Origin of the sequence: Rhodoferax sp., assembly GCF_028689305.1 — a bacterium.
GTDB lineage: Bacteria > Pseudomonadota > Gammaproteobacteria > Burkholderiales > Burkholderiaceae_C > Rhodoferax.
The window spans coordinates 21135-47134 of the sequence record NZ_JAQTWM010000022.1; the positions used below are offsets into that span (position 1 = coordinate 21135).

25 protein-coding genes are annotated in these 26000 nt (G+C 61.6%); 11 read left to right on the top strand and 14 right to left on the bottom strand.

Annotation, left to right across the window (positions count from 1 at the left end; all coding sequences use genetic code 11):
* Positions 1 to 101 precede the first annotated feature (101 nt).
* Together PHW99_RS06835 and PHW99_RS06840 are read left to right on the top strand one after the other, a co-directional pair.
* The gene (locus tag PHW99_RS06835; protein WP_300175053.1) at positions 102 to 1544 is read left to right on the top strand and encodes an 8-oxoguanine deaminase; all 1443 of its coding nucleotides are present in this window, start codon (positions 102 to 104) and stop codon (positions 1542 to 1544) included.
* 88 nt (positions 1545 to 1632) lie between these two features.
* Positions 1633 to 2349 (top strand): Crp/Fnr family transcriptional regulator, encoded by a 717-nt coding sequence (locus tag PHW99_RS06840; protein ID WP_300175055.1) that lies wholly within the window; start codon positions 1633 to 1635, stop codon positions 2347 to 2349.
* 61 nt (positions 2350 to 2410) lie between these two features.
* Here PHW99_RS06840 and PHW99_RS06845 read toward each other — a convergent pair whose 3' ends face one another.
* The 8 genes from PHW99_RS06845 to PHW99_RS06880 all read right to left on the bottom strand — a co-directional run bounded on the left by PHW99_RS06845 (position 2411) and on the right by PHW99_RS06880 (position 11255).
* Positions 2411 to 3127 carry an ABC transporter ATP-binding protein gene (locus tag PHW99_RS06845; protein ID WP_300175057.1) on the bottom strand — a complete coding sequence of 239 codons (717 nt, stop codon included), beginning with the start codon at positions 3125 to 3127 and terminating at the stop codon, positions 2411 to 2413.
* A gap of 1 nt (position 3128) precedes the next feature.
* Complete coding sequence (locus tag PHW99_RS06850; RefSeq protein WP_300175059.1) at positions 3129 to 3899, bottom strand: ABC transporter ATP-binding protein; 771 nt, start codon at positions 3897 to 3899, stop codon at positions 3129 to 3131.
* 36 nt (positions 3900 to 3935) lie between these two features.
* Positions 3936 to 5018, bottom strand: coding sequence for an ABC transporter ATP-binding protein (locus PHW99_RS06855; RefSeq protein WP_300175061.1), 1083 nt, complete (start codon positions 5016 to 5018; stop codon positions 3936 to 3938).
* An 11-nt stretch (positions 5019 to 5029) separates the two neighbouring features.
* Positions 5030 to 5959: a branched-chain amino acid ABC transporter permease gene (locus PHW99_RS06860; RefSeq protein ID WP_300175063.1), complete on the bottom strand. Its 930-nt coding sequence runs from the start codon at positions 5957 to 5959 to the stop codon at positions 5030 to 5032.
* A 239-nt stretch (positions 5960 to 6198) separates the two neighbouring features.
* Entirely contained in the window at positions 6199 to 7491 is a 1293-nt protein-coding gene (locus PHW99_RS06865) for a replication-associated recombination protein A (RefSeq protein ID WP_300175065.1), read from the bottom strand.
* A 17-nt stretch (positions 7492 to 7508) separates the two neighbouring features.
* The gene (lolA, locus tag PHW99_RS06870) at positions 7509 to 8168 is read right to left on the bottom strand and encodes an outer membrane lipoprotein chaperone LolA (RefSeq protein ID WP_300175067.1); all 660 of its coding nucleotides are present in this window, start codon (positions 8166 to 8168) and stop codon (positions 7509 to 7511) included.
* 8 nt (positions 8169 to 8176) lie between these two features.
* Positions 8177 to 10525 carry a DNA translocase FtsK gene (locus PHW99_RS06875; protein WP_300175069.1) on the bottom strand — a complete coding sequence of 783 codons (2349 nt, stop codon included), beginning with the start codon at positions 10523 to 10525 and terminating at the stop codon, positions 8177 to 8179.
* Between the two features lie 55 nt (positions 10526 to 10580).
* Entirely contained in the window at positions 10581 to 11255 is a 675-nt protein-coding gene (locus PHW99_RS06880) for a Crp/Fnr family transcriptional regulator (RefSeq protein ID WP_300175071.1), read from the bottom strand.
* 131 nt (positions 11256 to 11386) lie between these two features.
* Here PHW99_RS06880 and trxB point away from each other — a divergent pair, with 131 nt between their 5' ends.
* The 4 genes from trxB (at position 11387) to PHW99_RS06900 (ending at position 13728) form a co-directional block, all read left to right on the top strand.
* Complete coding sequence (gene trxB / locus PHW99_RS06885; protein ID WP_300175073.1) at positions 11387 to 12340, top strand: thioredoxin-disulfide reductase; 954 nt, start codon at positions 11387 to 11389, stop codon at positions 12338 to 12340.
* 146 nt (positions 12341 to 12486) lie between these two features.
* A complete protein-coding gene (rpmB, locus tag PHW99_RS06890; protein ID WP_056667014.1) occupies positions 12487 to 12720 on the top strand; it encodes a 50S ribosomal protein L28 in 234 nt (77 codons plus the stop codon).
* Between the two features lie 17 nt (positions 12721 to 12737).
* Positions 12738 to 12908 carry a 50S ribosomal protein L33 gene (rpmG, locus tag PHW99_RS06895; RefSeq protein WP_300175076.1) on the top strand — a complete coding sequence of 57 codons (171 nt, stop codon included), beginning with the start codon at positions 12738 to 12740 and terminating at the stop codon, positions 12906 to 12908.
* 100 nt (positions 12909 to 13008) lie between these two features.
* On the top strand, positions 13009 to 13728 hold the full coding sequence (locus PHW99_RS06900; protein ID WP_300175078.1) for a hypothetical protein: 720 nt from the start codon (positions 13009 to 13011) through the stop codon (positions 13726 to 13728).
* On the opposite strand, the gene PHW99_RS06905 is transcribed toward PHW99_RS06900, so the two are convergent.
* Both PHW99_RS06905 and PHW99_RS06910 read right to left on the bottom strand, forming a co-directional pair.
* Positions 13718 to 14914 carry a fatty acid desaturase gene (locus PHW99_RS06905; protein WP_300175080.1) on the bottom strand — a complete coding sequence of 399 codons (1197 nt, stop codon included), beginning with the start codon at positions 14912 to 14914 and terminating at the stop codon, positions 13718 to 13720. The two genes, PHW99_RS06900 and PHW99_RS06905, sit on opposite strands and share 11 nt — an antisense overlap.
* A 27-nt stretch (positions 14915 to 14941) precedes the next feature.
* The gene (locus PHW99_RS06910; RefSeq protein WP_300175083.1) at positions 14942 to 16213 is read right to left on the bottom strand and encodes an RsmB/NOP family class I SAM-dependent RNA methyltransferase; all 1272 of its coding nucleotides are present in this window, start codon (positions 16211 to 16213) and stop codon (positions 14942 to 14944) included.
* A 180-nt stretch (positions 16214 to 16393) separates the two neighbouring features.
* Between PHW99_RS06910 and PHW99_RS06915 the strand changes: the two genes are divergently transcribed.
* Genes PHW99_RS06915 through PHW99_RS06930 form a run of 4 tightly spaced genes read left to right on the top strand, consistent with a single transcriptional unit; the run spans position 16394 to position 21152 of the window.
* On the top strand, positions 16394 to 17785 hold the full coding sequence (locus tag PHW99_RS06915) for an efflux transporter outer membrane subunit (RefSeq protein WP_300175085.1): 1392 nt from the start codon (positions 16394 to 16396) through the stop codon (positions 17783 to 17785).
* A 57-nt stretch (positions 17786 to 17842) separates the two neighbouring features.
* Complete coding sequence (locus tag PHW99_RS06920; RefSeq protein WP_300175087.1) at positions 17843 to 19183, top strand: efflux RND transporter periplasmic adaptor subunit; 1341 nt, start codon at positions 17843 to 17845, stop codon at positions 19181 to 19183.
* Positions 19180 to 19944, top strand: a complete 765-nt coding sequence (locus PHW99_RS06925; protein WP_300175089.1) for an ABC transporter ATP-binding protein — start codon at positions 19180 to 19182, stop codon at positions 19942 to 19944. The genes PHW99_RS06920 and PHW99_RS06925 overlap by 4 nt, the downstream gene beginning before the upstream one ends.
* Positions 19944 to 21152: an ABC transporter permease gene (locus PHW99_RS06930; protein ID WP_300175091.1), complete on the top strand. Its 1209-nt coding sequence runs from the start codon at positions 19944 to 19946 to the stop codon at positions 21150 to 21152. The genes PHW99_RS06925 and PHW99_RS06930 overlap by 1 nt, the downstream gene beginning before the upstream one ends.
* 85 nt (positions 21153 to 21237) lie before the next feature.
* On the opposite strand, the gene PHW99_RS06935 is transcribed toward PHW99_RS06930, so the two are convergent.
* The 4 genes from PHW99_RS06935 to purN form a co-directional block, all read right to left on the bottom strand.
* The gene (locus tag PHW99_RS06935) at positions 21238 to 22470 is read right to left on the bottom strand and encodes a GGDEF domain-containing protein (protein ID WP_300175093.1); all 1233 of its coding nucleotides are present in this window, start codon (positions 22468 to 22470) and stop codon (positions 21238 to 21240) included.
* A 7-nt stretch (positions 22471 to 22477) separates the two neighbouring features.
* Positions 22478 to 23497 carry an ABC transporter substrate-binding protein gene (locus PHW99_RS06940; RefSeq protein ID WP_300175095.1) on the bottom strand — a complete coding sequence of 340 codons (1020 nt, stop codon included), beginning with the start codon at positions 23495 to 23497 and terminating at the stop codon, positions 22478 to 22480.
* A 162-nt stretch (positions 23498 to 23659) separates the two neighbouring features.
* Positions 23660 to 24709 (bottom strand): hypothetical protein, encoded by a 1050-nt coding sequence (locus tag PHW99_RS06945; RefSeq protein ID WP_300175097.1) that lies wholly within the window; start codon positions 24707 to 24709, stop codon positions 23660 to 23662.
* A 166-nt stretch (positions 24710 to 24875) separates the two neighbouring features.
* On the bottom strand, positions 24876 to 25466 hold the full coding sequence (gene purN / locus PHW99_RS06950; protein ID WP_300175099.1) for a phosphoribosylglycinamide formyltransferase: 591 nt from the start codon (positions 25464 to 25466) through the stop codon (positions 24876 to 24878).
* 13 nt (positions 25467 to 25479) lie between these two features.
* On the opposite strand from purN, the gene PHW99_RS06955 reads away from it, so the two are divergent.
* On the top strand, positions 25480 to 26000 hold a 521-nt coding region (locus PHW99_RS06955), incomplete at its 3' end, for a YceH family protein (RefSeq protein ID WP_300175101.1).

Below are 26000 nucleotides of genomic sequence, written 5' to 3' on the forward strand. Positions count from 1 at the left end.
GAGTTAACTGAAAACATGGCGCCCACTTTGCCGCGCCTCAGTTACCCAGACCTTGAGCAAAATCAACTTATTTACAAAAATGCCGTAAAAACTGCCCCATCATGCGCACCCTCCTGATCAAGAACGCTCGCTGTATTGCCACTTTTGACCATCCCAACCCAGCTCTGGCCCGGCAGTGGGCTGACGCGTCGATCCTGGTGCGTGGCCATCGCATCGAGACCATCGGCCCCGCCACCGACCTGCCCCAAACGGCGGACGAGGTGATTGACGCCCGTGGCCATCTGGTCACGCCCGGGCTGGTCAACACCCACCACCACATGAGCCAGTCGCTGACCCGGGCGATCCCCCAGGTGCAAAACGCCGAATTGTTTGGCTGGCTGCGTGGCCTGTACCCGATCTGGGCCGGGCTGACCCCCGAGATGGTGCAGGTGAGCACCCAGGTGGCCATGGCCGAACTGTTGCTCAGCGGCTGCACCACCAGCAGCGACCACCTCTACCTCTACCCCAACGGGGTGCGGCTGGATGACAGCATCGAAGCCGCACGCCACATTGGCATGCGTTTCATGGCCACGCGCGGCAGCATGAGTGTCGGCCAGAGTCAGGGCGGTTTACCCCCTGACCGTATGGTGGAAAACGAAGACGCCATCCTCAAAGACACCCAGCGCCTGATCGAAACCTGGCACGACAGGGCGCATGGCGCGATGGTCAACGTCGCCGTCGCGCCCTGCTCACCCTTCAGCGTCAGCCGCGACCTGATGCGCGAATCCGCCCAGCTGGCACGCAGCTGCGGCGTACGCTTGCACACCCACCTGGCCGAGAACGATCATGACCTGGCCTACTCGCGCGAAAAATTCAACTGCACCCCGGCCGAATACGCCCAGGACCTGGGCTGGCTCGGCCATGATGTGTGGCACGCCCATTGCGTCAAACTCGACGACGCCGGCATCGGCCTGTTTGCCAGCACCCGTACCGGCGTGGCGCACTGCCCGTGCAGCAACATGCGGCTGGCTAGCGGCATCGCTCCGGTGCGCCAAATGCTCGACGCTGGCGTGCCGGTGGGCCTGGGGGTGGACGGCAGCGCCAGCAATGATGCGGCGCACATGGTCAACGAAGCGCGGCAGGCCCTGCTGCTGGCGCGGGTTGGCCGCGCCATGCAGGCGCCACAGACACAGACCGATGACACAGGCCACCGTCAAATCCGATATGGCTGCGACCTGGGCCCGGCCGACATGACAGCGCGTGACGCCCTGTCCCTGGCCACCCGGGGTGGCGCCCAGGTGTTGGGCCGTGGTGACATTGGCCATCTGGCGCCCGGCATGTGTGCCGATCTGGCCCTGTTTGATCTGAACACCGTGACCTTTGCCGGTGGCGCGGTACATGACCCGGTAGGGGCCCTGCTGCTGTGCGCCAGCCCCCAGGCGGCCTACACCGTGGTCAATGGCAAGGTGGTGGTACGCCGGGGCCAATTGACCACGGTCGATCTGGGCCCGCTGGTTGAACGCCACAACAAGCTCGCCCTCCAGCTGGTCGCGCAGGCGGTCTGATTCAGCTATATTATTCATAGCTATGCATACCCTTTTGATGCGGGCTACATGGCAAAATGTCTTATAGAACTATCCTTTTTCAGACCTCGTGAAAAAAGAACATGCGCCTTTCAACATCCGGGCCTATCTGTCGGTGCTACCGCTGTTTGCCGATTTGTCCGACACCGAACGTGAACCGCTGGTACGCAGCTGTGAACTCAGACGCCTGCCCCGTGGCGAAACCGTGTTCCGGGTGGGTGACCCGTGTGAGGCCTTTCATGTGGTGGTGGTTGGTCAGGTCAAGCTGTACGTGGCCAATGCCGAGGGACAGGAAAAGATCATCGAGCTGGTGGGGGCTGGACAGACGTTTGCCGAAGCCATCATGTTCCTGGACAAGCCGTACTTCCTCAACGTGCAGACCCTGGCCGACACCTTGCTGCTGAGCATCAGCAAGCAGGCGGTGGTCCAGGAAATCGAGCGTGATCCGCGCCTGGCCATGCGTATGCTGGCCGGCATTTCGCGCCGCCTGCGTGGTCTGGTGCAGGACGTCGAAAGTTATGCCCTGCACAACGGTACCCAACGATTGATCGGTTACCTGCTGCGCGAGGTGCAGGGGGAAGCCAAAGGTGCTGTTGACGCCGGGCCGTGTGCCCACACGGTGTGCCTGCCCGTGAGCAAGTCTGCACTGGCGTCGCTGTTGTCACTCACACCGGAATACTTTTCCCGGGTGCTGCACGAACTCGAAGCCGAAGGGCTGATTGCCATCGACAAACGCGACATCCGCATCCTGGACACGCAACGTCTGGCCAGCTACGGTTCACTCTGACCGCATTGCCCGGGATCAACCGACCGGCCCCGGAACTCCTTACCGAGGCTGGCTGCTGGAACTATTCACCCAGATAGGCAGCCCGCACCTTGGGGTCGGTCAGCATGGTCTTGCCTTCACCCGTCATGGTGATCAGGCCGGAATCCATCACATACCCGCGATCGGCAATGGCCAGGGCCCGGCTGGCGTTCTGCTCCACCAGCAACACCGTCACACCTTGCGCGTAAACGTCACGCACCACCTCAAAAATCTTGTCCACCATGATGGGCGACAAACCCATGGACGGCTCATCCAGCAACAGCACCTTGGGACGGCTCATCAGCGCACGGCCCATGGCCAGCATCTGCTGTTCACCACCACTCATGGTGCCGGCCAGCTGGTCCCGGCGCTCTTTCAGGCGCGGGAAAATGGTGAACACCTTGTCAATATCGGCCACGATGTCTGCCTTGTCGGTGCGGATGTAAGCACCCATTTGCAGGTTTTCCAGAATGGTCATGCGGGTAAACACACCACGGCCTTCGGGCACCATGGCCAGGCCCTGTTTGACCAGATCCCACGGACCCTGGCCGCGGATGCTTTTGCCCAGATATTCAATGTCGCCATCATTGATCGGCAACGACCCGGTGATGGCCTTCATGGTGGTGGTTTTGCCGGCGCCATTGGAGCCGATCAGCGACACCAGTTCGCCTTCATGCACCTCAAAGTCAACGCCCTTGACGGCCTGAATACCGCCGTAGGCGACCTTGAGTCCTTTTACCTTGAGAAGAGTATTTGTCATGTCAGTGGCCACCCGTGCCCAGATAGGCTTCAATCACTTTGTCATTGCGTTGCACATCCGCTGGCGTCCCTTCGGCAATCTGCTTGCCGTAGTCCAGCACCGTCACCCGGTCACACAGGCCCATCACCAGCTTCACGTCGTGCTCAATCAGCAAAATGGTGCGGTTGTCATTGCGGATCTTGTCGATCAGCTCACGCAGCAACACCTTTTCGGTGCTGTTCATGCCGGCAGCGGGCTCATCCAGCGCAATCAGCTGCGGGTCGGTGGCCAAGGCCCGGGCGATTTCCAGTCGGCGCTGGTCGCCGTAACTCAGGGTGCGTGCCTTGAAATCGGTCAAGCGGCCAATGCCCACGTAGTCCAGCAATTCCTGCGCACGCTGGGCAATCGCGGCCTCTTCGGCCTTGAACCCCGGGCTGCGCAACACCGCGCCAAGCAAGCCGGAATGGGTGCGCACATGGCGCCCGACCATGACGTTTTCCAGCGCGGTCATTTCGGCAAACAGCCGGATGTTCTGGAAGGTACGCGCGATGCCGGCTTTGGCCACCTCATGCACGGCCGTGGGCTGATAGGGTTTGCCTGCCAGCTCAAACGTACCGGTGTCGGGCGTGTACAACCCGGTCAGCACGTTGAAGAAAGTGGTCTTGCCCGCCCCGTTGGGGCCGATCAAGCCGTAAACCTGACCACGCTTGATCTGAATGCCCACGTCACTGAGGGCCTGCAATCCGCCAAAACGCTTGGACACGCCGGCGACGTTGAGAACTGTGTCTGTCATATTGTCTGATTCCTTTGCAACACTGCTGCGGCCCGCTCAGGCCTTGGTGCTTGGCAATGCCTTGCCGTGTTCGGGTGCGGGCCACAGGCCACGCGGACGCATCAGCATGATGCTGATCATCGCCAGCGCAATCAGCAGCTGGCGCAGGATGGAAGCGTCCAGCCGCCCGCCCGTGACCGACTGCAATGGGCCGGCGACGTAGCGCAGCACCTCAGGTAAGGCCGACAACGCCACCGCACCCAGAATCACCCCGGGCAAATGCCCAATGCCCCCCAGCACCACCATGGCCACAATCATGACGGACTCCATCAGGCTGAATGACTCTGGCGAAATGAAACCTTGGAACGAGGCAAACATGGCACCGGAGACGCCGCCAAAAGTGGCCCCCATGCCAAACGCCAGCAATTTGAGGTTGCGGGTATTGATACCCATGGCCTTGGCGGCAATTTCGTCTTCACGAATCGCCATCCAGGCCCGGCCGACACGCGACAGCTGCAAGCGGTGCGAAATGACCACGCTGAACACCACCAGCACCAGGAACAGGTAGTAATACAGGGTCACCGAAGCCACCTCAAACCCGGCCACTTCGATCTTGCGGCCAAAACTCATGCCAAAAAATGACAGTGAATCAATCTGGCCCATGCCCTTGGGACCGTTGGTGATATTGACCGGGTGATCCAGATTGTTCATGAACACACGGATGATTTCACCAAACCCCAGCGTCACGATGGCCAGGTAGTCCCCCCGCAGCCGCAGCGTAGGCGCCCCCAGCAACACCCCAAACAGTGCCGCTAGGCCGGCCGCCACCGGAATGATCACCCAGATCGGGGTGTGCAGGCCATTGGGGAACATGGCGGCAAACATCGGAAAGGTTTCGGTCAGGTGAGGCGAGGCCAGCAGCGCATACATATAGGCGCCAATGGCAAAAAACGCCACGTAGCCCAAGTCCAGCAAACCGGCATAACCGACCACAATGTTCAAACCCAGTGCCAGCAACACGTACAACAAGGCCATGTCAGCAATACGCACCCAGGCATTGCCAAACCCCTGCAGCACCAACGGCACCACCAGCAGGCCAACGGCAGCCAGCAGGAAAACGATGATTTGTTTCTGTTTCATGCTTTATCTCCTTACGCCCGATCCGCCACGCGCTCACCCAGCAGGCCGGAAGGCCGCAGCGTCAGCACCACGATCAGCACAATGAAGGCAAAAATGTCCGAATAGTGGCTACCCAGCACACCACCGGTGATGGGGCCGATGTAGCCCGCACCAAGCGACTCGATCAGCCCGAGCAGGACGCCGCCCACCACCGCACCGGCAAGGTTGCCAATACCGCCAAACACCGCCGCCGTGAACGCTTTCAGGCCTGGCAGGAAACCCATGGTGTGCTGCACGGTGCCATAGTTGGCCGCCCACATGACACCGGCAATGGCCGCCAGCACCGCACCAATCACAAAGGTGGCCGAAATCACCAGATCAGGCTTGACCCCCATCAGCGCCGCCACCCGCGGGTTTTCGGCGGTCGCACGCATGGCACGGCCAAGCTTGGTGTAATTGACCAGCCACATCAACACCGCCAGCGACATGGCGGTCATGCCCAAGATCATGATCTGGGTGAAAGTGATCACGGCCCCCCCCACCTCATACGGCACATTGGGCAGCAGGCTGGGATACGGTTTGTAGTTGGGCTTCCAGATGATCATGGCCAGTGTCTGCAACAGGATCGACATGCCGATGGCGGTGATCAACGGCGCCAGCCGGGGGCTGTTGCGCAGGGGCAGGTAGGCCAGTTTTTCAATGCTGTAGTTCAGCACCGCCGCCACCACACAGGCAATCAGCAGCGAAACCAGCAAAATGATCCAGCCTGGGGTGCCGGGCATCGACTCTTGCATCAGGCCAATGATGCTCCAGCTGGTCAGGGCACCGACCATCAGCACTTCGCCGTGGGCAAAATTGATCAGGCCAATGATGCCGTAGACCATGGTGTAGCCCAGGGCGACCAGGGCGTACATGCTGCCCAACACCAGACCGTTGATGATCTGCTGTATCAAGGTTTCCATAAAAAACTTCTCCGATTTTCAGCCGTGAATTCCACCGACTAATTGTTGGTCTATGTTGCGCTCCGGCAAAACAAGCCGGAAAGCTGGCAACCAGTCTGGTCTCAAGCAATAAGCCTGCCAGCACACAGGCGCCGGCGGCTAAGTGGACGCGATTGTAGTCACGGGGTTGGGGCTTGCCAGGCCCAGAACTGCCGGGTTTACCCTTGTGGCAAATCTCCATCAGCAATGTTTACAACACATCAGCGGGCTTGATCATTGCGCTGTTTCAGCTGCCTGAGCTTGTCGGCAATCTTGATTTCCAGCCCGCGTTCCACCGGCCGGTAAAAGCCCGGCGGTGCCATGCCATCGGGCAGGTAACGCTCACCGGCGGCAAAACCACCTTCCTCGTCGTGGGCGTAGCGGTAACCCTTGCCGTAGTCCAGCTCTTTCATGAGTTTGGTCGGCGCATTGCGCAGGTGCATCGGCACCGGGCGCGTGCCGTCCTTCTTGATCAGGGCCCTGGCTTCGTTGAACGCCTTGTAGACGGCATTGCTCTTGGGTGCCACGGCCAGATACACCACACATTCGGCCAGCGCCAGCTCGCCTTCCGGGCTGCCCAGGCGTTCATACACCTCGGCCGCGTCCAGCGCCAGCCGCAAAGCGCGCGGATCGGCCAGGCCGATGTCTTCGCTGGCCATGCGGATCAGGCGGCGCGCCATGTACCGCGGGTCGGCCCCGCCATCGAGCATACGCACCAGCCAATACAGGGACGCATCCGGATCGCTGCCGCGGACACTTTTGTGCAGGGCAGAAATCGTGTCGTAAAACTGCTCGCCCCCCTTGTCATAGCGGCGCATGCGTTCACCCAGCACCTTGAGCAGCCAGACATCGGTGATCTCGCTGCGCTGCTCCTGCGTGGCTGCCACGGCCAGCGTTTCCAGGGTGTTGAGCAGGCGTCTGGCGTCGCCATCAGCATACGCGACCAAACGCTCAATCGCTACGCTTTCAATAGCAGGAAGTGCTTTCAAAACCTGGGCTGAGGCCACAATTTGCTTAAGATCTTCAGGACTGAGCGGCTGCAGCACATAAACGGCAGCGCGAGACAGCAGCGCCGAATTCACCTCGAACGACGGGTTCTCGGTGGTAGCGCCAATGAAGGTGAACAGGCCACTTTCCACATGCGGCAAAAACGCGTCCTGCTGGCTCTTGTTGAAGCGGTGCACCTCGTCCACAAACACCAGGGTGCGCCGCCCCTGCGTTTGCGCCAGCTGCGCCCGCTCCACCGCCTCGCGGATGTCCTTGACCCCGCCCAGCACTGCGCTGATAGTAATGAACTGGGCCTCAAACGCGTCGGCCATCAGGCGGGCAATGGTGGTTTTGCCGGTCCCCGGCGGACCCCAGAAAATGCAGCTGTGCGGCTGCCCCGACTCAAACGCCAGGCGCAGCGCCATGCCCTCGCCCAGCAAATGCTGCTGGCCAATCACTTCGGCCAACGTTTTGGGACGCAGGCGCTCGGCCAGTGGGACATGCCCCTGCGGTTCAGACTTTGGCATCAGAACGCTCCACCCGGTTACTGCCTGAGCACATCTGCGCCAGCCGGGGCCTTGAATTCAAAGAGGCTGACCGGCATCACCGGATTGACCTGAAAACCGCTGAAGGTCAACACCGAACGTTGGCCAAAACTGTCCAGAATGTCCAGCACTTCCAGCGTTGCCGTGTCCGCCGCGGTGCCCGGACGCAAGCCGACACGCACGGACTGCAACTGGCCGTCCCGGGACTTTGGCGTGGCCAGCACCCATTGCAGGCCAGCCTGATCCGGCGCATCCACCAGGACAAAATCCGATTGCAGCGCCTTCAGATCCGGTGCCGCGGCCACCAGCGCAGCCGGGGTGGACCCCAACACCTGCGATTGTTTGCGGGCGGTGACCTGGTTCAGGTCCTGGTCATACAACCAGAGTGTCTGCCCATCGGCGACGATGGTCTGCACAAACGGCTTGGCGTAGTTGAAGCGAAAGCGGTTGGGCCGGGCAAATTCAAAGGTGCCGGTGGAGGTTTTGACCCGGGGCGACTGCCCGTCCTTGCTCGGGGAAGTCACCACCTGAGTGAAATCGGCTTTGCCGGTTTTCACGTTTTTCACGAAGTATTCAAGGCTTTTCAGCCCCGTAGCCCAGGTATTACCTACACTTGCAGCTATAATAAATATAGCAAATAAAAATGCTTTGAATGGCATGAAGTGGCCTATGAATCGTTGCGTGCGGGGACCAGGATTTCGCGCTGCCCGCTGTTGCTCATGCTGCTGACCAGGCCGGCTTTTTCCATGTCTTCCACCAGCCGTGCCGCCCGGTTGTAACCAATTTTGAGGTGACGCTGCACCAGCGAGATGCTGGCCTTGCGGTTTTTCAGCACCACTTCGACGGCCTGGTCGTACATCGGGTCTTTTTCACCGCCGCCGCCGTCAGCAGCAGCCGTGCCATCCTCACCATCCACGGTACCGCCTTCCAGCACGCCTTCAATGTAGTTGGGTTCACCCTGGCTTTTCAGGTAACTGACCACGCGGTGAACTTCATCGTCACTGACAAAGGCGCCGTGCACCCGGATCGGCAAACCGGTGCCGCTGGCCATGAACAACATGTCGCCCATGCCCAGCAAGGCCTCGGCGCCCATCTGGTCCAGAATGGTGCGGCTGTCGATCTTGCTGGACACCTGAAAGGCGATACGCGTCGGGATATTGGCCTTGATCAGGCCGGTGATCACATCCACACTGGGGCGCTGGGTGGCCAGGATCAGGTGGATGCCAGCGGCACGTGCCTTTTGCGCCAGCCGTGCAATCAGTTCCTCGATCTTCTTGCCAATCACCATCATCAGGTCGGCCAGCTCGTCGATCACCACCACGATGTGCGGCAGGCGCTCCAGCGGCTCGGGGGAGTCCGGCGTCAGGCTGAACGGGTTGTAGATGAACTCGCCGCGCGCCTTGGCCTCATCCATGCGGGTGTTGAAGCCGGCCAGATTACGCACCCCCATCTTGCTCATGAGTTTGTAGCGGCGCTCCATTTCGGCGACACACCAGGTCAGGCCGTTGGCGGCCTGTTTCATGTCGGTCACCACCGGGCACAGCAAGTGCGGAATGCCTTCGTACACCGACATTTCCAGCATCTTGGGGTCGATCATCATCAGCCGCACATCATGGGCCTCAGCCTTGTACAGCAAACTCAGGATCATGGCGTTGATCCCCACCGACTTGCCCGAGCCGGTGGTGCCGGCCACCAGCACATGCGGCATCTTGGCCAGATCGGCCACCACCGGGTTGCCGACGATGTCCTTGCCCAGGCCCACCGTCAACAGCGACTTGGCTTCGTTGTAAACCTTGGAGCCGAGAATCTCCGACAGCTTGATGGTCTGCCGTTTGGCATTGGGCAGCTCCAGCGCCATGTGGTGTTTGCCGGGAATGGTTTCCACCACGCGGATCGACACCAGGCTGAGCGAACGCGCCAGGTCTTTGGCCAGCCCCACCACCTGCGACCCCTTGACGCCGGTGGCCGGTTCGATTTCATACCGCGTGATGACCGGCCCGGGCTGTGCCAATACCACCGTCACGTCCACACCAAAGTCCTTGAGCTTCTTCTCGATCATCCGGCTGGTCATCTCCAGCGTTTCGGGGGCCACGGTTTCCTGGCGCACCAGCGCTGCATCCAACAAGTCCACCTGCGGCAGCTTGCTGTCCAGCACGTCCACAAACAGGGTTTTCTGCCGCTCCTTGGCCACCCGTTCACTCTTGGGCACATCCACCAGCACCGGGTCGATCACCACCACCGGCTTGGGGTGAGGATGCTCCTCCAGGTCTTGGCGTTGCTCCACCAGCACCTCGGCACGCGCCTGGGCCGCCTGCTGCCCCATGGCCACGTCCTGCTCCACCTCGATTTTTTCGCGCCGGCTCTCGATCTGGGCAAACAACCAGGCGCCCAGCCGCTCGGCCAGCTGGCCCCAGGAGAAGCGAAAGACCAGTGCCGACCCCATCACCCCCGCCGTGATGGCCAGCAGGCCGGAGCCGGTGAAGCCGAGCCAGCGCACACTCAACGGCCCCAGCAGATAACCCAACACCCCACCGCCATGGCCCGGCAGGCGTGCCTCCAGACTGTAAAAGCGTGTCCACTCAAGTGTGGTGCTGGCGCACAACAGCAAGACCAGCCCGAGCCAGAACAACGCGCGCCGGTGCACCAGTTGCGCCGGTGCCATGGTGGTCGCGACCGCGCCATCGTCACGTCCGCGCAACCAGCGCGCCAGCGCTGACAGCCAGGCACGCAACGCCGCCGCCACACACCACCAGACCGAAAATCCGAGAAAGAAATAGCTGCCATCGGCCAGCCAGGCCCCCACCAGCCCAGCCCGGTTGAGCACCGGCGCGCCTGTGCCCGAAGTGGACCAGGCCATGTCCTGCAGTGAATAACTGCCCAGCGCGGACAACCACAGCACCAGCGCCAGCAAACCACCGACCAACTTGAGTTCATCTGCAAACCGGCCCCAGCCGGACCGCGCAGCCTGCGGGCTGGGGCCACGCGAAGTTTTCAGTGTATTGAGGGAATAAGTCATTGATAAAACCTGAAACCGGACCAGTCATCCTGAGGGAAACCGGCCCGCACGTCTGCTAACGCAGTGTTGAACGCCGCTCCTGGATCAGGATCACACCATCGTCCTGCGTCTTGATGAATCCCCGATCTTCGAAGTCACGCATCACCCGGCTGACCATCTCGCGCGAGGCGCCGACCATCTTGGCAATGTCCTGGCGGGTGATTTTCTCGCGAATGACCAACTGCCGCTCGCCGGCTGGCTGGGCCGACTCCACCAGCACCTTGGCGACCCGGCCATACACATCCATCAAGGCCAACGAACTGATTTTTTCGTCAGCCTTGCGCAAACGGCGTACCAGCCCCTTGATGACCGAGTTGGCAATAGCCTGATTGTTGGACAGGCAGCGCAGGAATTCCTCATGGCCAAGCACCAGCAAATCGGTCTGGATCTCGGCCTGCACGTTGGCGGAATGGGCCTTGCCATCAATCAAGCTGATTTCACCCACATAGTCACCTGGTTCTAGAGTGTCCACGATGACTTCCCGGAAGCGGCGGTCCGTCATGATCACCCGGGCCCGTCCTGACAAAATGATGTACAGGGCTTCGCTTTTTTTCCCTTGCTCAACAATCAACTCACCCCGCTTGACACGCTGCTTGGTCACCGCACCGGCCAACAGGGCCATCTGTGCCGGTGTCACCGCCGAAAATATTGGTACACGACGTAACAAATCCAGATTGGTCAACCTCTGCATCGCATAATCCCCCAAAAGAGCAACCCACAGAACCGATCTGGATCTCGCCGTCCAGGTCTCGGGCTGTGGGTGGTCTGACATAGTATCCGCATACTGTACACGGCACGTTCACTTGATAAAAAAGGAAACCCATGAGCACTTCTCGCCATACCCAAGTTCTGATCCTGGGCTCGGGCCCCGCCGGTTATACCGCAGCCATCTATGCTGCGCGCGCCAACCTGAATCCGCTGCTGATCACTGGCATCGCCCAAGGCGGCCAACTCATGACCACCACCGAGGTGGACAACTGGCCAGCCGACGTGGAAGGTGTCCAAGGCCCCGACCTGATGCAACGTTTTCTGGCCCATGCCGAACGCTTCAAGACCGAAATGGTGTTTGACCACATCAACAAGGTCGACTTTTCCAAGCGCCCATTCACGCTGACCGGCGACAGTGGCACTTACACCTGTGATGCGCTGATTCTGGCCACCGGGGCCTCGGCCAAATACCTGGGCCTGCCGTCTGAGGAAGCCTTCATGGGCCGGGGCGTCTCGGGCTGCGCCACCTGTGACGGTTTTTTCTACCGCAACGAAGTCTGCTGCGTGGTCGGCGGCGGCAATACGGCGGTGGAAGAGGCGCTGTACCTGTCCAACATTGCCAGCAAGGTGTATCTGATCCATCGCCGCGACAAATTCCGCGCCGAACCCATCATGATCGACAAGCTGATGGACAAGGTGGCTGCCGGCAAGATCGAGCTGCGCACCTTCTCCACACTCGACGAGGTGCTTGGTGATGCCAGCGGTGTCACCGGCGTGCGCGTGAAAAATGTCAACACCGGTGCCACGGAAGACCTCACGCTCAAGGGCTGCTTCATCGCCATTGGCCACGCGCCCAACACCGAGATCTTCCAGGGCCAACTCGACATGGCCGGTGGTTACATCATCACCCAGGGTGGTAACCAGGGTTTTGCCACCCAGACCAGCGTCCCCGGCATTTTTGCCGCGGGTGACGTCCAGGATCACGTCTATCGCCAGGCCATCACCAGCGCCGGCACCGGCTGCATGGCGGCACTCGATGCCCAGCGCTTTCTGGAGCAACAGGCGTAACCGCCCGCAAGCCCGCTATAATGCCGGGCTTTGCTGAATTCTCCCGTGAGGGAACAAGGCAGCAATCGGGTTACCGCCACCCATTTCTTGGCGAGGTGAGGCTTCTGGCGTCAGTCAGGGCCGTTTATAAATATCGGAGTGTCCATATGGCACGCGTATGTGAAGTCACGGGCAAGGGCCCGATGGTTGGGAACAATGTTTCCCACGCCAACAACAAAACCAAGCGCCGGTTCCTGCCGAACCTGCAATACCGCCGTTTCTGGGTGGAGTCTGAAAACCGCTGGGTTCGCCTGCGTATTTCCAACGCCGGTCTGCGTTTGATCGACAAAAACGGTATTGACGCTGTGCTCGCAGACCTGCGCGCACGTGGTCAGGCCTAATTCATTAAGGAATCATCATGGCAACCAAAGGCGGACGCGAAAAAATCAAGCTGGAATCCACAGCCGGTACCGGTCACTTCTACACCACCGACAAAAACAAGAAGACCACTCCCGAGAAATTGCTGATCAAGAAATTTGATCCCAAAGCTCGCAAACACGTGGAATACAAGGAAATGAAACTGAAGTAATTCAGTCTCTTCCTGATAAAAAGCCCGCTCACGCAGCGGGCTTTTTTGTGGCCGCTCGCTGCAGGGGGCGGTGCCCAGGAGTTGCAGAAGAAGGTGAGCTATGAAAAAGATCGACGTCGTCATGACGTTGCTAATGGCGCTGGTACTGGGGGGACTGTTTTGGCTGCGGGGCAATCTCGATACCCTGGTGAAAGAGGCCATCATGACCCACGCCAGCGCCATGACCCAGGCCAAGGTGAGCGTGGGTGCGGTGGACATCCGCAGCGAAGATGGTACAGGCATCATCCGTGACATGCAGGTCAGCAATCCGGCTGGTTTTAAGACGGCGTATGCCTTGAAAGTGAAGGAAGTCGAATTGACTGTGGACATGACCACGCTGCCCAGGGACGTGGTGCGAATTCGCACCATTGCCATCAAGGCGCCGGACGTGATTTACGAAAAAGGCGCTACGCTTACCAATTTTGATGTGCTGCATCAAAACATCTTGACTGCGGCCGGAGTAGCCGATCAGGACCATGGCGGCAAAACCAGCAGCAAGCGCCTGACGGTGGAGCGGCTCACTGTCCGCAATGCCACAGTCCAGGTCAGCGCACCCTTCATGGCCGGCAAAACACTGGCCGTTGCGCTGCCGGACATCACGTTACGTGATCTGGGCAAAGCCAAGGGCGGCCTGACACCCGAAGAGATGGGACAGGAGGTCGCTCAGGCCTTCAAGCAAAAGCTCTCAACAGCGGTGAGCTTTGACAAGCTGCTGGCCCAGTCAGGTGCCCAGATGCTGGACAAAGCCAATAAGGCCATCAAAGGCTTGTTCAGGCCGTAGCCTGCACGGAGCGCAGTCGCAAGGAAAACTCCTGCAAGGCGGCAATGCCGCTGGCTTCTGCGCGCTGGCACCAGGCATGCAGATCCCCGGCCAGTTGCTCGCGTGACACCGAGGTGTCAAGCCACATCCGGCGCAGCTCCTCGCGCATGGTGACCATCTTGTCCAGCATGGGTGACGCTGCACGGGCTTTGGCCAGCTCAGTGGCGGCGTGCGCCGGCACTTTTTCCACGTCACGGTGCATCCAGCGCTTGGCCACCTTGATCACGGTAACGTCTGCGCTGCGGGCGTGCATTGCCTCCAGCTCGGCACGCGCAGCCCGGCGAATCCCCTTGGCATAAGTGGCCATCAGCTCGTAACGATTGGCAATCAGGGCCTCCAGGGTTTTCTCATCGGCGACCGGGCGGACATCGCCAAAGGCTGCCTTGGGTGGCGTCTTCTTGACCCGGGCCAGTCCCACCTTCTGCAGCGCACGGATATAGGCCCAGCCAATGTCAAACTCATAAGGCTTGACCGACAACTTGGCCGAAGTCGGATAGGTGTGATGGTTGTTGTGCAGCTCTTCACCCGCAATCAGAATGCCCCAGGGCGAGATGTTGGTGCTGGCATCAGGCGCTTCAAAGTTGCGGTAGCCCCAGTAATGGGCCGCCCCGTTGACAATGCCGGCGGCCATCACCGGGGTCCAGACCATTTGCACCGCCCACACGCTTAAGCCCGCTGCGCCAAACAGCGCCAGGTCGATCACCAGCATCAAGGCCACACCGGAATAGGAAAACCGGGTGTAGAGCTTGCGTTCGATCCAGTCGTTGGGTGTGCCATGGCCAAAACGCGCCAGGGTGTCCTGGTTGGCGGCCTCTTTGCGGTACAGCTCGTAGCCCCGCAGCAGCACGGTTCGGATGCCATGGACATGTGGGCTGTGCGGGTCTTCGGGTTGCTCACATTTGGCGTGGTGTTTGCGGTGAATGGCGGCCCACTCCTTGGTCACCTGCCCGGTGGTCAGCCACAGCCAGAAGCGAAAAAAATGCGAGGCCAGCGGGTGCAAGTCCAGCGCACGGTGCGCCTGGTGCCGGTGCAAAAAAATGGTGACGCTGAGCATGGTGATGTGGGTCATCACCAGCGTGAACAGCACCATTTGCCAAGCACTCCAACTCAGAAGGCCATGGGCGGCCCAGTCAACCAACGACGTCATCTCAATGTCTCTCTCAAATGAATTGTTTTATTGGCGCTGCCAGACGGCGGCAAAAAAGCCGTCGGTCTGGTGGCGGTGCGGCCACAGGCGCAAGAAGCGCTGGCCGCTCTCTCCACCGCTGCACAAGTCAGCGGCGTGCTCCACTTTGAGCCCGGCCAGCACCTCGCCCGCATCCAGCGGCGCAAAGTCCTTGTTGGCCTCAGAAAATGCCAGGGCAATGGCCTCGTTTTCCTGCGGCAATACGCTGCAGGTGGCGTACACCAGGCGGCCACCGGGCTTCACCAGACGCGCTGCGCTTTGCAAAATGGCAGTTTGTTTGACCGTCATTTCCTCCACGGCCTTCAGGTCTTGCCGCCATTTCAGATCGGGGTTGCGGCGCAGCGTGCCCATGCCGGTGCATGGCGCATCCACCAGCACGCGGTCAATTTTGCCGGACAGGCGTTTGACCCGGTCATCACGCTCATGCGCAATGGCGGCCGGATGCACGTTGCTCAAGCCGCTACGCGCCAGCCGTGACTTGAAGGCGTCGAGCCGGCCGGCCGAGGTGTCAAACGCATACAGTCGCCCGGTAGAACGCATGGCCGCACCAATGGCCAGGGTCTTGCCGCCGGCACCGGCACAAAAATCCACGACCATTTCACCACGCTTGGCATCCAGCAGCATGGCCAGCAGTTGCGAACCTTCGTCCTGCACTTCAAAGTCACCACGGACAAACGCCTCATGTTTGTTGAGCGCCGGTTTGCCGGCAATGCGCAGCCCCCAGGGGGAATACGGGGTGGGCACCGCCCTGACACCGGCGGCGGCCAGTTCCTTCTGCACCTCCGCGCGTTTGGCCTTGAAGGTGTTGACGCGCAGATCCAGTCCGGCGCCCTTGTTGAAACTCTCCACCAGCGACCAGAACCCGTCACCCAACTGGTCTTTGAGCGGCTGCACCAACCAATCCGGCAAGTTGTGCCGGTGGCGTTCCATCAGGTCTTCGGGTTGGATCTTTTCACATTGGTCGAGCCAGTTTTTCTCTTGCTCAGTCAACGCGCTGCGCAGAAAGTCGCCGGGGCCGTAAAACCCCAGAATCGCCAGACGGCGCTCCTTGGGGCCACTGCCGGAAGGCGCCAGGTGGTCAAACAACAGCTTCTTGCGCAGCACGGTGTACACCGTCTCAGCCAGGGTGGCACGTTCGCGCGGGCCCAGGCCCCGGTGTTCACGAAAAAAGCGCGACACAATGGCGTCAGCAGGATGATCGAATTTGAGGGTGAGACGCACCAGTTCGGAACAGGCGTCAAGCAGGGCTTTTGGATGCATAACTGTCAATTGTCCCATGACCTGTGACACAAGCCGGAGGAACCAGCCGCTCAACCCCTACCCGGCGCTTTGGAACTTTACAAGACTTCACCAGTCCGAGTGATTGCTTTCAAAAACTTGCCGCACAATGCCATGAACCCCTGCGGCCAGCATTTCAAGTACGTTTTTTTGACCCCTCTGATGTTTTCCAACCCAATACCCCCTGCCCACCACCGCTGGTCCTGCCGGACCGGCCTGCTGATCGGCACGGCCGTCGCGGCTCTGGTGCTGGCCGGCTGTGCCAGCCCAGCCGTGCCAGCCGACGCCAATCACACCGCAGCCCCCATGGCCGGGCTCAGCCACAACGCCTGGTGGCAGGATTTTTCCGACCCGCTGCTCAACAAACTGATCACCCAGGCGCTGCAGGCCAACACCAGCATCCGCTCGGCTCAGGCCGCCTTGCAGCAGGCGCGTGCCTTGCGTGACGGGAAAGTGGCGGCGGCCGGCCCGAGCCTGACCCTGTCGGGATCGGCCCAGCGCAGCCAGACGGAGTTCAGCGACGCCAACAACAACTTCAAGGCTGGATTGGACGCCCGCTGGGAAGCCGATGTTTTCGGTGCCAACCGCAGCAGCATCAACGCCAGTGAAGCCGACGCCCAGGCCGCTCAGGCCAGCCTGCGTGATGTGCAGGTGAGCATCGCTGCCGAAGTGGCTCTGGCCTACATCCAGTTGCGTGGCAGTCAAGCGCAATTGGCGATTGCCCACACCAACCTGGCCAGCCAGCAGGAAACATTGCAGATCACCCAGTGGCGTGCCCAGGCTGGCCTGGTGACCTCGCTGGAGGTGGAGCAGGCACAAAGCTCGGTGGCGCAAACTGCAGCGCAAATCCCGGCGCTGCAAACCAGTCTGGCCAAAACCCGACACAGCCTGGCGATTTTGACCGGGCAGCGCCCGCTGGAGCTGGACCCCCTGCTGACCCCGGAACGGGCGGTACCACAGGCCAGCAGCAGCCTGACCGCGGCGATACCCGCCAACACCCTGCGCCAGCGTGCTGACGTGCGCGCTGCGGAACACCGCATCACAGCGGCGCTGGCCCGGGTTGATGCCGCCGACGCCGCACGCTACCCCAGCTTCAGTCTGGGTGGCTCACTGTCCCTGAGTGCCCTGACATTGGCTGGCCTGAGCAATGGTGCCACGCTGGCGGGCAGCCTGCTCGGCTCGGTGTCGGTGCCCCTGTTCGACGGTGGCGCCGCGCAAAGCCAGGTTTTGGCCCAACAGGCCGCCCTGGAGCAGGCACGCGCGGCCTACCAAGCCACCGTATTGACCGCCCTGAAAGAAGTCGAAGACGCCCTGGTGGCGCTGGGCAATGACCGCGAGCGCCTGGGGCAGCAACAGCTGGCCGCCCGCGCCGCCAGCAATGCCGCACTGCTGGCACAAAACCGCTACCACAGTGGCCTGATTGATTTTCAGACGGTGCTGCAGACCCAGCGCACGCTGCTGAGCAGCCAGGACAGTGTCGCCAGCTTGCAAGCGGAACTCAGCGCCGACCATGTCCGGCTGGTCAAGGCCCTTGGTGGTGGCTGGCATGAATGAACCTGCCCGATGCTGCCCCAGCTTCCTCCTATCCGCCTTTTTTGATTTGTGACCACCATGAACGCCACCTCCGCTCCTTCTGCCTCCCCCGACCATTCCGTCACTGCAGCCCCAAACAAGGACCTGCAGGCCCTGCTGACCATGCCAGCCCCACGCCCCTGGTGGAAGCGCCGCACCCCCTGGGTGACGCTGGCCGTGGTGGTGCTGGCCGCCGGCGGTTACCTGGCCTGGCAGCGCAGCCAGCAGGCGGCAGCAGCCCCCAGCTACGTGACCGAGGCGGCTGGCCGTGGCAACCTGACCTTGACCGTGACGGCCAACGGCACACTACAGCCCACCCGTTCGGTCAACATTGGCAGTGAACTCTCGGGCACCGTGCTGCGGGTGCTGGTGGACGTGAATGACCGTGTGAAAAAAGGCCAGGTGCTGGTGGAGCTCGACACCGCCAAGCTCAGTGACCAGGTGACGCGCTCACGCGCGGCATTGGCCGCCGCGCAAGCCCAGTTGACGCAGACCAGCGCCACCGTCAAGGAAAGCCAGGCCAGTCTGGCGCGCCTTGAAGAAGTGGCGCGCCTGTCAGGGGGCAAGGTGCCTTCGGCCACCGAGCTCGACAGCGCCCGTGCGGCCGTGGACCGTGCCCAGGGGGCCGAAGCCAGCGCCCGTGCCAATGTGGACTCGGCCCGCGCTGCGCTGGCCACCGACGAAACCAATCTGTCCAAGGCCTCGATCCGCTCACCGATCGACGGCGTGGTGCTGACACGTTCGGTGGACCCCGGCAACGCGGTGGCAGCATCGCTGCAGGCCGTCACCCTGTTCACCATCGCCGAGGACCTGACCCAATTGCAGTTGCGCGTGAATGTGGACGAGGCCGATGTCGGCCGCGTCAAGGTCGGGCAAAAAGCCAGCTTTACCGTGAGTGCCTTCCCGTCACGGCGCTTTCCGGCCAACATCACCCGCGTGTCCTATGGCTCCACCATCACCGACAACGTGGTCACCTACATCACCCAGATGGATGTGGCCAACACCGACCTGAGCCTGCGCCCGGGCATGACCGCTACCAGCACCATCACCGCGGTCGAGCGCCAGAACGTGCTGCTGGTGCCCAATACCGCCCTGCGTTTCACCCCAACCCAGTCCGAAGCCACGGCGGCCAAATCCGGCGGCGGCATCATGGGCAGCATGATGCCGCGTATGCCGCGCGCCAAGAAAAGCGCTGGCGGCAACGGCAACAGCGTGGTCAAACAGGTTTGGGTGCTGCGCGACGGCGCGCCGGCGGCGGTGAAGGTCACCCCCGGCATCAGCGACGGCCGCATGACCGAAATCACCGGCGGCGAACTGCAGGAGGGCATGGCCGTCATCACCGACCAGCGCGCGGGCAACGCGACGGCCAACAAATCATGAGCACACCAGCACTGATCCAGCTCGCCAATGTCACCAAGGTTTATGGCAGCGGCGCCACGGCATTGCAGGCCCTCAAGGGGGTCAACCTGAGCATCGAAGCCGGTGATTTTGTCGCCATCATGGGGCCCAGCGGCTCGGGCAAGTCCACCGCCATGAACATGCTGGGCTGTCTGGACACCCCCACCACCGGCTCCTACCTGTTCAACGGCGCCCATGTGGAGCAGCTCAGCCGCGACCAGCGCGCCCTGCTGCGCCGGCGTTACCTGGGTTTTGTCTTTCAGGGCTTCAACCTGCTGGCCCGCACCTCGGCGCAGGAGAACGTGGAACTGCCTCTGCTGTACCGCGGTGAGCCCGCCAGGCAGCGCCACGGCGCCGCCAAAAATGCGCTGGCCTCGGTCGGCCTGGCCGGCTGGGAAGACCATACCCCGGCCGAACTCTCTGGAGGCCAGCAACAACGTGTGGCCATTGCCCGTGCCATCGTCACCGAACCCACCGTGCTGCTGGCCGACGAGCCCACCGGCAACCTGGACACCCAGCGCAGCCACGAGATCATGGACCTGCTGTGGAAACTCAACGTCGATCACGGCATCACCGTGCTGATGGTGACCCATGAGCTCGACATGGCCCAGTACGCCAAGCGTATCGTGCGGTTTGTCGACGGCATCGTCGCCAGCGACACCCGCAACCCGCACCCGGCTGCCTTGCAGCCCCAGGCAGCCACGGCGGGGTCGCCCAACACCCCTGCGGCGGAGGTGGCCTGATGTGGCTTAGCACCCTGCTCCTGGCCCTGCGCTCAATCCGGCGCAACCTGCTGCGCTCGTTTCTGACCGTGCTGGGCATTGTCATCGGCGTCAGCGCCGTGATCACCATGGTCACCGTCGGCAACGGTGCCACACTGGCGATCCAGAACCAGATCTCCGGTCTGGGCACCAATTTGCTGCAAGTACGCCCCGGCCAGCGCATGGGCATGCCTGGCGGCGGTGGCGGCGCCCCGGCGTTCAAGGAGGCCGATGCCGGCGCCATCATGTCGCAGGTCAGTGGCCTGCTGGCGGTCGCCCCTGAAGCCCGCAGCGCGGCCACCGTGGTGCTCGATGGCCGCAACTGGAGCAGCAGCATCCTGGGCAGCAGCAACGACTGGCTGGTCACCGGCAACTGGAAAATTGCCGAAGGCCGCAGCTTTTCCGAAGATGAGCAACGCGCCGGCGCTGCGGTGTGCCTGATTGGCCAGACCGTGCTGCGTGAACTGTTTGCCGGGCGGGCTGCGGTGGGCGGCTTCATCCGGGTCAAGCAGATCACCTGCGAAGTCATCGGCCTGCTCGCCTCCAAGGGCCAGGGAGCGTTCGGCAACGACCAGGACGATGTGGTGCTGATGCCGCTGCACACGCTGCAGCGGCGCATCACCGGCCACACCCGTGTCAACACCCTGCTGGTGTCGATGAAGGACGATGCCGACCCCGAGCGCGTCAAGGCGGCCTTGACCCAGGTGCTGCGCGAGCGGCGCAAACTGGCCGAAGGTGATGACGACAACTTCAACGTGCTCGACACCAAACAACTCGGCGAGACCTTTGCCAGCACCACCAGGGTCATGACCATGCTGCTGGGCGCTGTGGCGGCGGTGAGCCTGCTGGTGGGCGGCATCGGCATCATGAACATCATGCTGGTGAGTGTGACCGAGCGCACGCGTGAAATTGGCCTGCGCTTGGCCATTGGCGCGCTCGAAGGCGAGGTCTTGCTGCAGTTCCTGATCGAGGCCGTGGTGCTGGCGGCCATTGGCGGCCTGATCGGCATGGTGCTGGCGCTGGGCGCATCGATCGGTCTGGCGCGTTTCATGGATGTGCCGTTTGTCTTCAGCCCCAGTGTCAACCTGATCGCGTTTGTGTTTTCTGCCGGCATTGGCGTGGTGTTTGGTTATTTCCCGGCACGCCGGGCCGCCCGGCTGGACCCGATCGAAGCTTTGCGTCACGAATAGTTTTATCGAACAAAATGGGCTCTAGCCCGGATAAAACAAGCGCATTTAGCTATTATTTATATAGCAAAAAGAGTGCCGCCATCACTCAATTGGAGCGCCCCCAGCCGACGCCAGCCATGACCACCCGATTGCGGCCCTGTTCCTTGGCCCGGTACAGGCAGGTGTCGGCCTCTTGAATCAGCCCGGTCAACAGCTGACCCTGCTGGGGAACCCGCGAGACCGCGCCGATACTGACCGTGACCACGTCCAGACCGCACGCCGGCGCGTGCGGCATGTTGCGTGCCACCACCGCAGCACGGATCTTTTCAACCACGTCTGACGCCTCCTGGGCGTTCAGACCAGGCAGCACCACGACAAATTCCTCGCCGCCGTAGCGGGCCACCAGCTCGCCGGAACGTTGGACACAAGCTGCGATGGTGGAGGCCACATGTTTGAGGCAATCATCTCCGGCCTGGTGGCCATAGTGGTCGTTGTAGTCCTTGAATTTGTCGACGTCGATCATTGCCACCGCCAGCGGCATGCCGTGGCGAACGGCGCGCAGCCATTCGACCTCCCAGACCCGATCAAACTTGCGCCGGTTGCACAGGCCGGTCAGGCCATCGGTGTCACTCAGTGCCTCCAGCTGGCGGTTGGCATCCTCCAGCTCGGCGGTGCGTTGCCTGACCTTTTCTTCCAGCACTTCATTGGCCCGGCTGATTTCGGCACGCAGACGCGCCTGTTCGGCCAATTCGGCGCTGATCCGGCGCGAGTACTTGACACCGGCCCACAACAGCAGCAGCAGGGCCAGGCCGCGCATCAGCCACGCCGAGACCCGGATGCGGTCGGAAAAACGGGCGTTGTCCGCCAGCTCACCGGTCAACGCTCCGACGGCGGTTTCGCTGTTGATTTCGTAGAGCTTTTTGGACAACAGGTAGTCCTCGGCAAACAACATGCCGCGTGCATCGTCCCAACGGTCCTGGCGCATCAGCTTCATGGCGTCTTCTTCAACACGCTGCAAACGGCTGCGGTCCTGGCTGAGCGCCTCGATTTCCTGCGACAGGCTCTGCGCCCGGGTCAACTCCGCCAGCGTCTGGATGGTGGACTGGAGTTTGGTATTGAGCGTGTCATAACTGGCGGCACGCAAGGTGTTTTGCTCCATCACCGACAACTGCAACATGCTGTTGAGTTCCTGGTTCAGCCGAACCATGCGCTCCAGACCGATGTTGATCTCCAGGCTGCGCGCGTGCATGGCGTCGCTACGGACTTCCACATAAGACCCCAGCCCCATGGCCAACACCAGAACCACCACCGCCACATTGATGCTGCTGAACAAACGCATGCAACGACTAATTCAAAACTTTGTCGGCCTTTTTCAGCAACCCGGGCGTGAGGGTCACGCCCTGGCTGGCCGCGGCCTTGCGGTTGATCACCAGGCTGAATTTCTCCACCGGTCCCCAGGGAATGTCACCGGGCTTGACCCCTTTGAGCACCAGTGCCGCCTTTTTGCCGGCCGAATACCCCACCAGAAAATAGTCCAGCCCGTAAGCCGCCACCGCACCACGCGGCACGCTGTCCACATCACCGGCAAACAACGGCAGATGGTGGGTGTCACACACCTTGGCAATGTCCCCCATGCTGGCCACTGCGGTGTTGTCCGAGGTGATCGTGATGGCCTGGACTTTGCCCACCAGCGAACGCACCGCCTGCGTAACTTCCGCGCTGTTGGCGACCTTGGCCTCCAGCAAGGTCAGGCCCAGCTGTCTGGCCGCCTCTTGCATCATCCGCACATGCATGACCGAATTGGTCTCGGCCGGGTTGTAGATGGTGCCCCAGGTTTTGGCATTCGGGACAAACTTGGCATAGGTTTCCATTTGCAGCAACACCGGCCACAGGTCGCTGACACCGGTCACATGGCTGCCGGTTTTTTTGCCGGGGGTGCTGTCCCTGGCCACAATACCGGCGCCGACCGGGTCGGTGATGGCCGAAAACACCAGCGGAATCGTCGAGCCGCTCTGCATCACGGCCTGGGTCGATGGCGTGGAAATGCTGTGGATCAGCGCCACCTCCTCACGCTTGAACTTCAGCGCAATGGCCCGGGCCTTGGCCAGATCACCCTGGGCATTCTGCCGGTCGTAGGTGACATTGACCCCTTCCTTGAACCCGGCGCTGGCCAGGCCGGCTTCAAAGCCTTTTTCATCGGCATCCAGCGCCGCGTGCGACACGATCTTGGTCACACCAATACGGATCATGGCCGGGTCAGCCGCCCACGCTCCACCGCACACCACACCGAGCCCGATGTTCAGGGCACACCAGGCTGCCGCCACCAGTTGCCAACGACGCCCGCCATATTGAACAGATTGGGTCACAAAAGCTCACTTCTTGAGGATGGATGGAAGAGGTCTCCAGGCATTGGCTTGCCTGGCTTCCATGGCGGCATGATACTGCCAGTGCCGCACCTGCGGCCACGGCACGGGAAATGCAGCACCCGCCTCAAGTCGTGGGCTCAGCCGTTCAGGCTGCCCGGGGCATCAAGCGGGTTGCTTGACCAGCACCGGCTCAATCTGGAACACGTTGGTGCTGGCCGGGTCCACGATGACCTTGAGCCAGTGCAGGTTCGGGCTGCCAAAGGTTTCCACCCGGGTGAAATTGGGCAGTAGCTGGTTGGGCTTGTACAGTGGCTTGTCCAGCTTGAAATTGTGCACATCCCCGTGGACAAACAGCACCTGGCCGGCAAACGCTGCCGTCTGTTCGGCCAGCCTGTCCATGAAGTTGCGGTAACCACTGACGCTGAGCTGGGCGCTTTCGTCAAATGCTTCGGTTTCGGGCAGATCAAAGCCGGGCTCCCCCTGCACCACCAGCACCAGACCGCGTGCCTGCTGCGCGCGCGCCTGCTCGAACGACGCCTTCAGCCATGCCACATTGGCGCTGTCACGGGCCAGGTATTCGGCATTGGCGGCGTCACACTGGGCCAGGGTACGGGCACTCTTGGCGGTGCACTCCTTGGCATTGAGCACCAGATTGTTGTTGCTGCCGGGCATGTTGATGCCGACAAACACCACACCACCGTGGCTGAAACGGGTGTTCTCCACATACGCTTCACCAAGCTTGCCCTGGTGCGCCAGTGGCAGGGTGGTCTGGCCCAGGCTGTCGAGGCTGGGATACATCACGCGGCGCAGATGCGCCAGGCGCTCCAGCGGGTCCATGCCACCATTGTTGAGGCGATGGCAATCGGTCCACTCGTTGTCACCGGGCACATACACCACCGGTTGCTTCAGGGTGTTGAACATCTTCAGGGCATCGGTAAAGACCTGGTCGGTGCAGGCCGAGCTGCCGTCCTTGATGTCGCCGTCGTACAGCGAAAACGCGATGTCGGAGGCATTGATGCTTTGCAGCACAGCGGGCAACTTGGCCTCATCCCCTGCTTTCTTGTAAGGCATGTCACCCCACAAACCAAAGCTGAATTTGCCGCTGGCCGACACCGCTGGTGCCTCACCGCGCCCCCCCGGCGCAGCACAGGCGACCAAGGTCAAGGCCAGCACGGCAGTCGCCGCGCCACGAAAAACAAAAGAAACCTGCATCTGCAACCCCTATGGCCAATCAAAAAAACCACTTTAGAAGGCCGATGTGTCAGCGCGATGACACCCGCAACCCGGTGTCTGGGGCCAGGCGGGCAGCCAGACCCCAGTCACCACAGATCATTGATACAAAAACAGCCTCCAGCCCAGGTAAAACAAGCACATACAGCTATGTTTTTTGTAGCATTTTTTCAATTGCTGCGGGGTAGATTACATGCTCTTGGGTCAACACCCGGGCCGCCAGGGTGTCGGCGCTGTCATGCGGCAGCACCGGTACAGCGGCCTGGGCCAGGATCGGGCCATGGTCCAGCTCGGGGGTCACCAGATGCACGGTGGCACCGGCCAGCTGGCAACCGGCGTCAATGGCACGCTGGTGGGTGTTCAGCCCGGCAAATGCAGGCAACAGCGACGGATGGATATTGAGCAGCCGCCCGCTGTAGTGGCCGACAAAACCGGGGGTCAGTATCCGCATGAAACCAGCCAGCACCACCAGGGGTTCACCGGGACCACCCAGGTGGTCGATCCGCTGCGCCAGGGCCGCATCAAAGGCGTCACGGCTGGCATACGCCTTGTGGTCCAGCACCTCGGTGGTGATACCCTGCTCACGCGCCAGCGCCAAGCCCGCAGCGTCGGCCCGGTTGCTGATGACGGCGCTCACCCGGGCGCGGTATTTGGCCGCCCAGCGATCGCGCTGTGCGGCTTTAAGGATGGCCAACATGTTGGAGCCGCTGCCTGAGATCAAAATAACGATGTTTTTCATACTTGGCTGAATTATGACTTTGACCTCTATCCCTGCGGACACCTCCTCTGCCCCCCTGACCCTGACCCCGATCGAGGCCCGTGTGCTGGGCACGCTGATGGAAAAGGCCCGCACCGTGCCAGACAGTTACCCGCTGTCGCTCAACGCACTCACGCTGGGTTGCAACCAGAAAAGCAGCCGTGACCCGGTCATGAACCTGTCCGAAGCCGAAGTGATCGAAGCACTTCAGCAGCTCAAGGAACGTCATCTGGTGCGCGAAGCCAGTGGCAGCCGGGTCATCCGCTTTGAACACAATGCCCAGCGCGGCATCGGTGTGCCGGAGCAATCGGCGGTGCTGCTGGGCATGCTGATGTTGCGTGGCCCACAGACCGCGGCAGAGCTGCGGCTCAATACCGAACGCTGGTACAAGTTTGCCGACATTTCGTCCGTCGAGGGTTTTCTGGAAGAGCTGCAGGACCGCGCCGAGGACAAAGGCGGCCCGCTGGCGGTCAAGCTGGCACGGGCGCCGGGTGCGCGTGAGCAACGCTGGGCCCA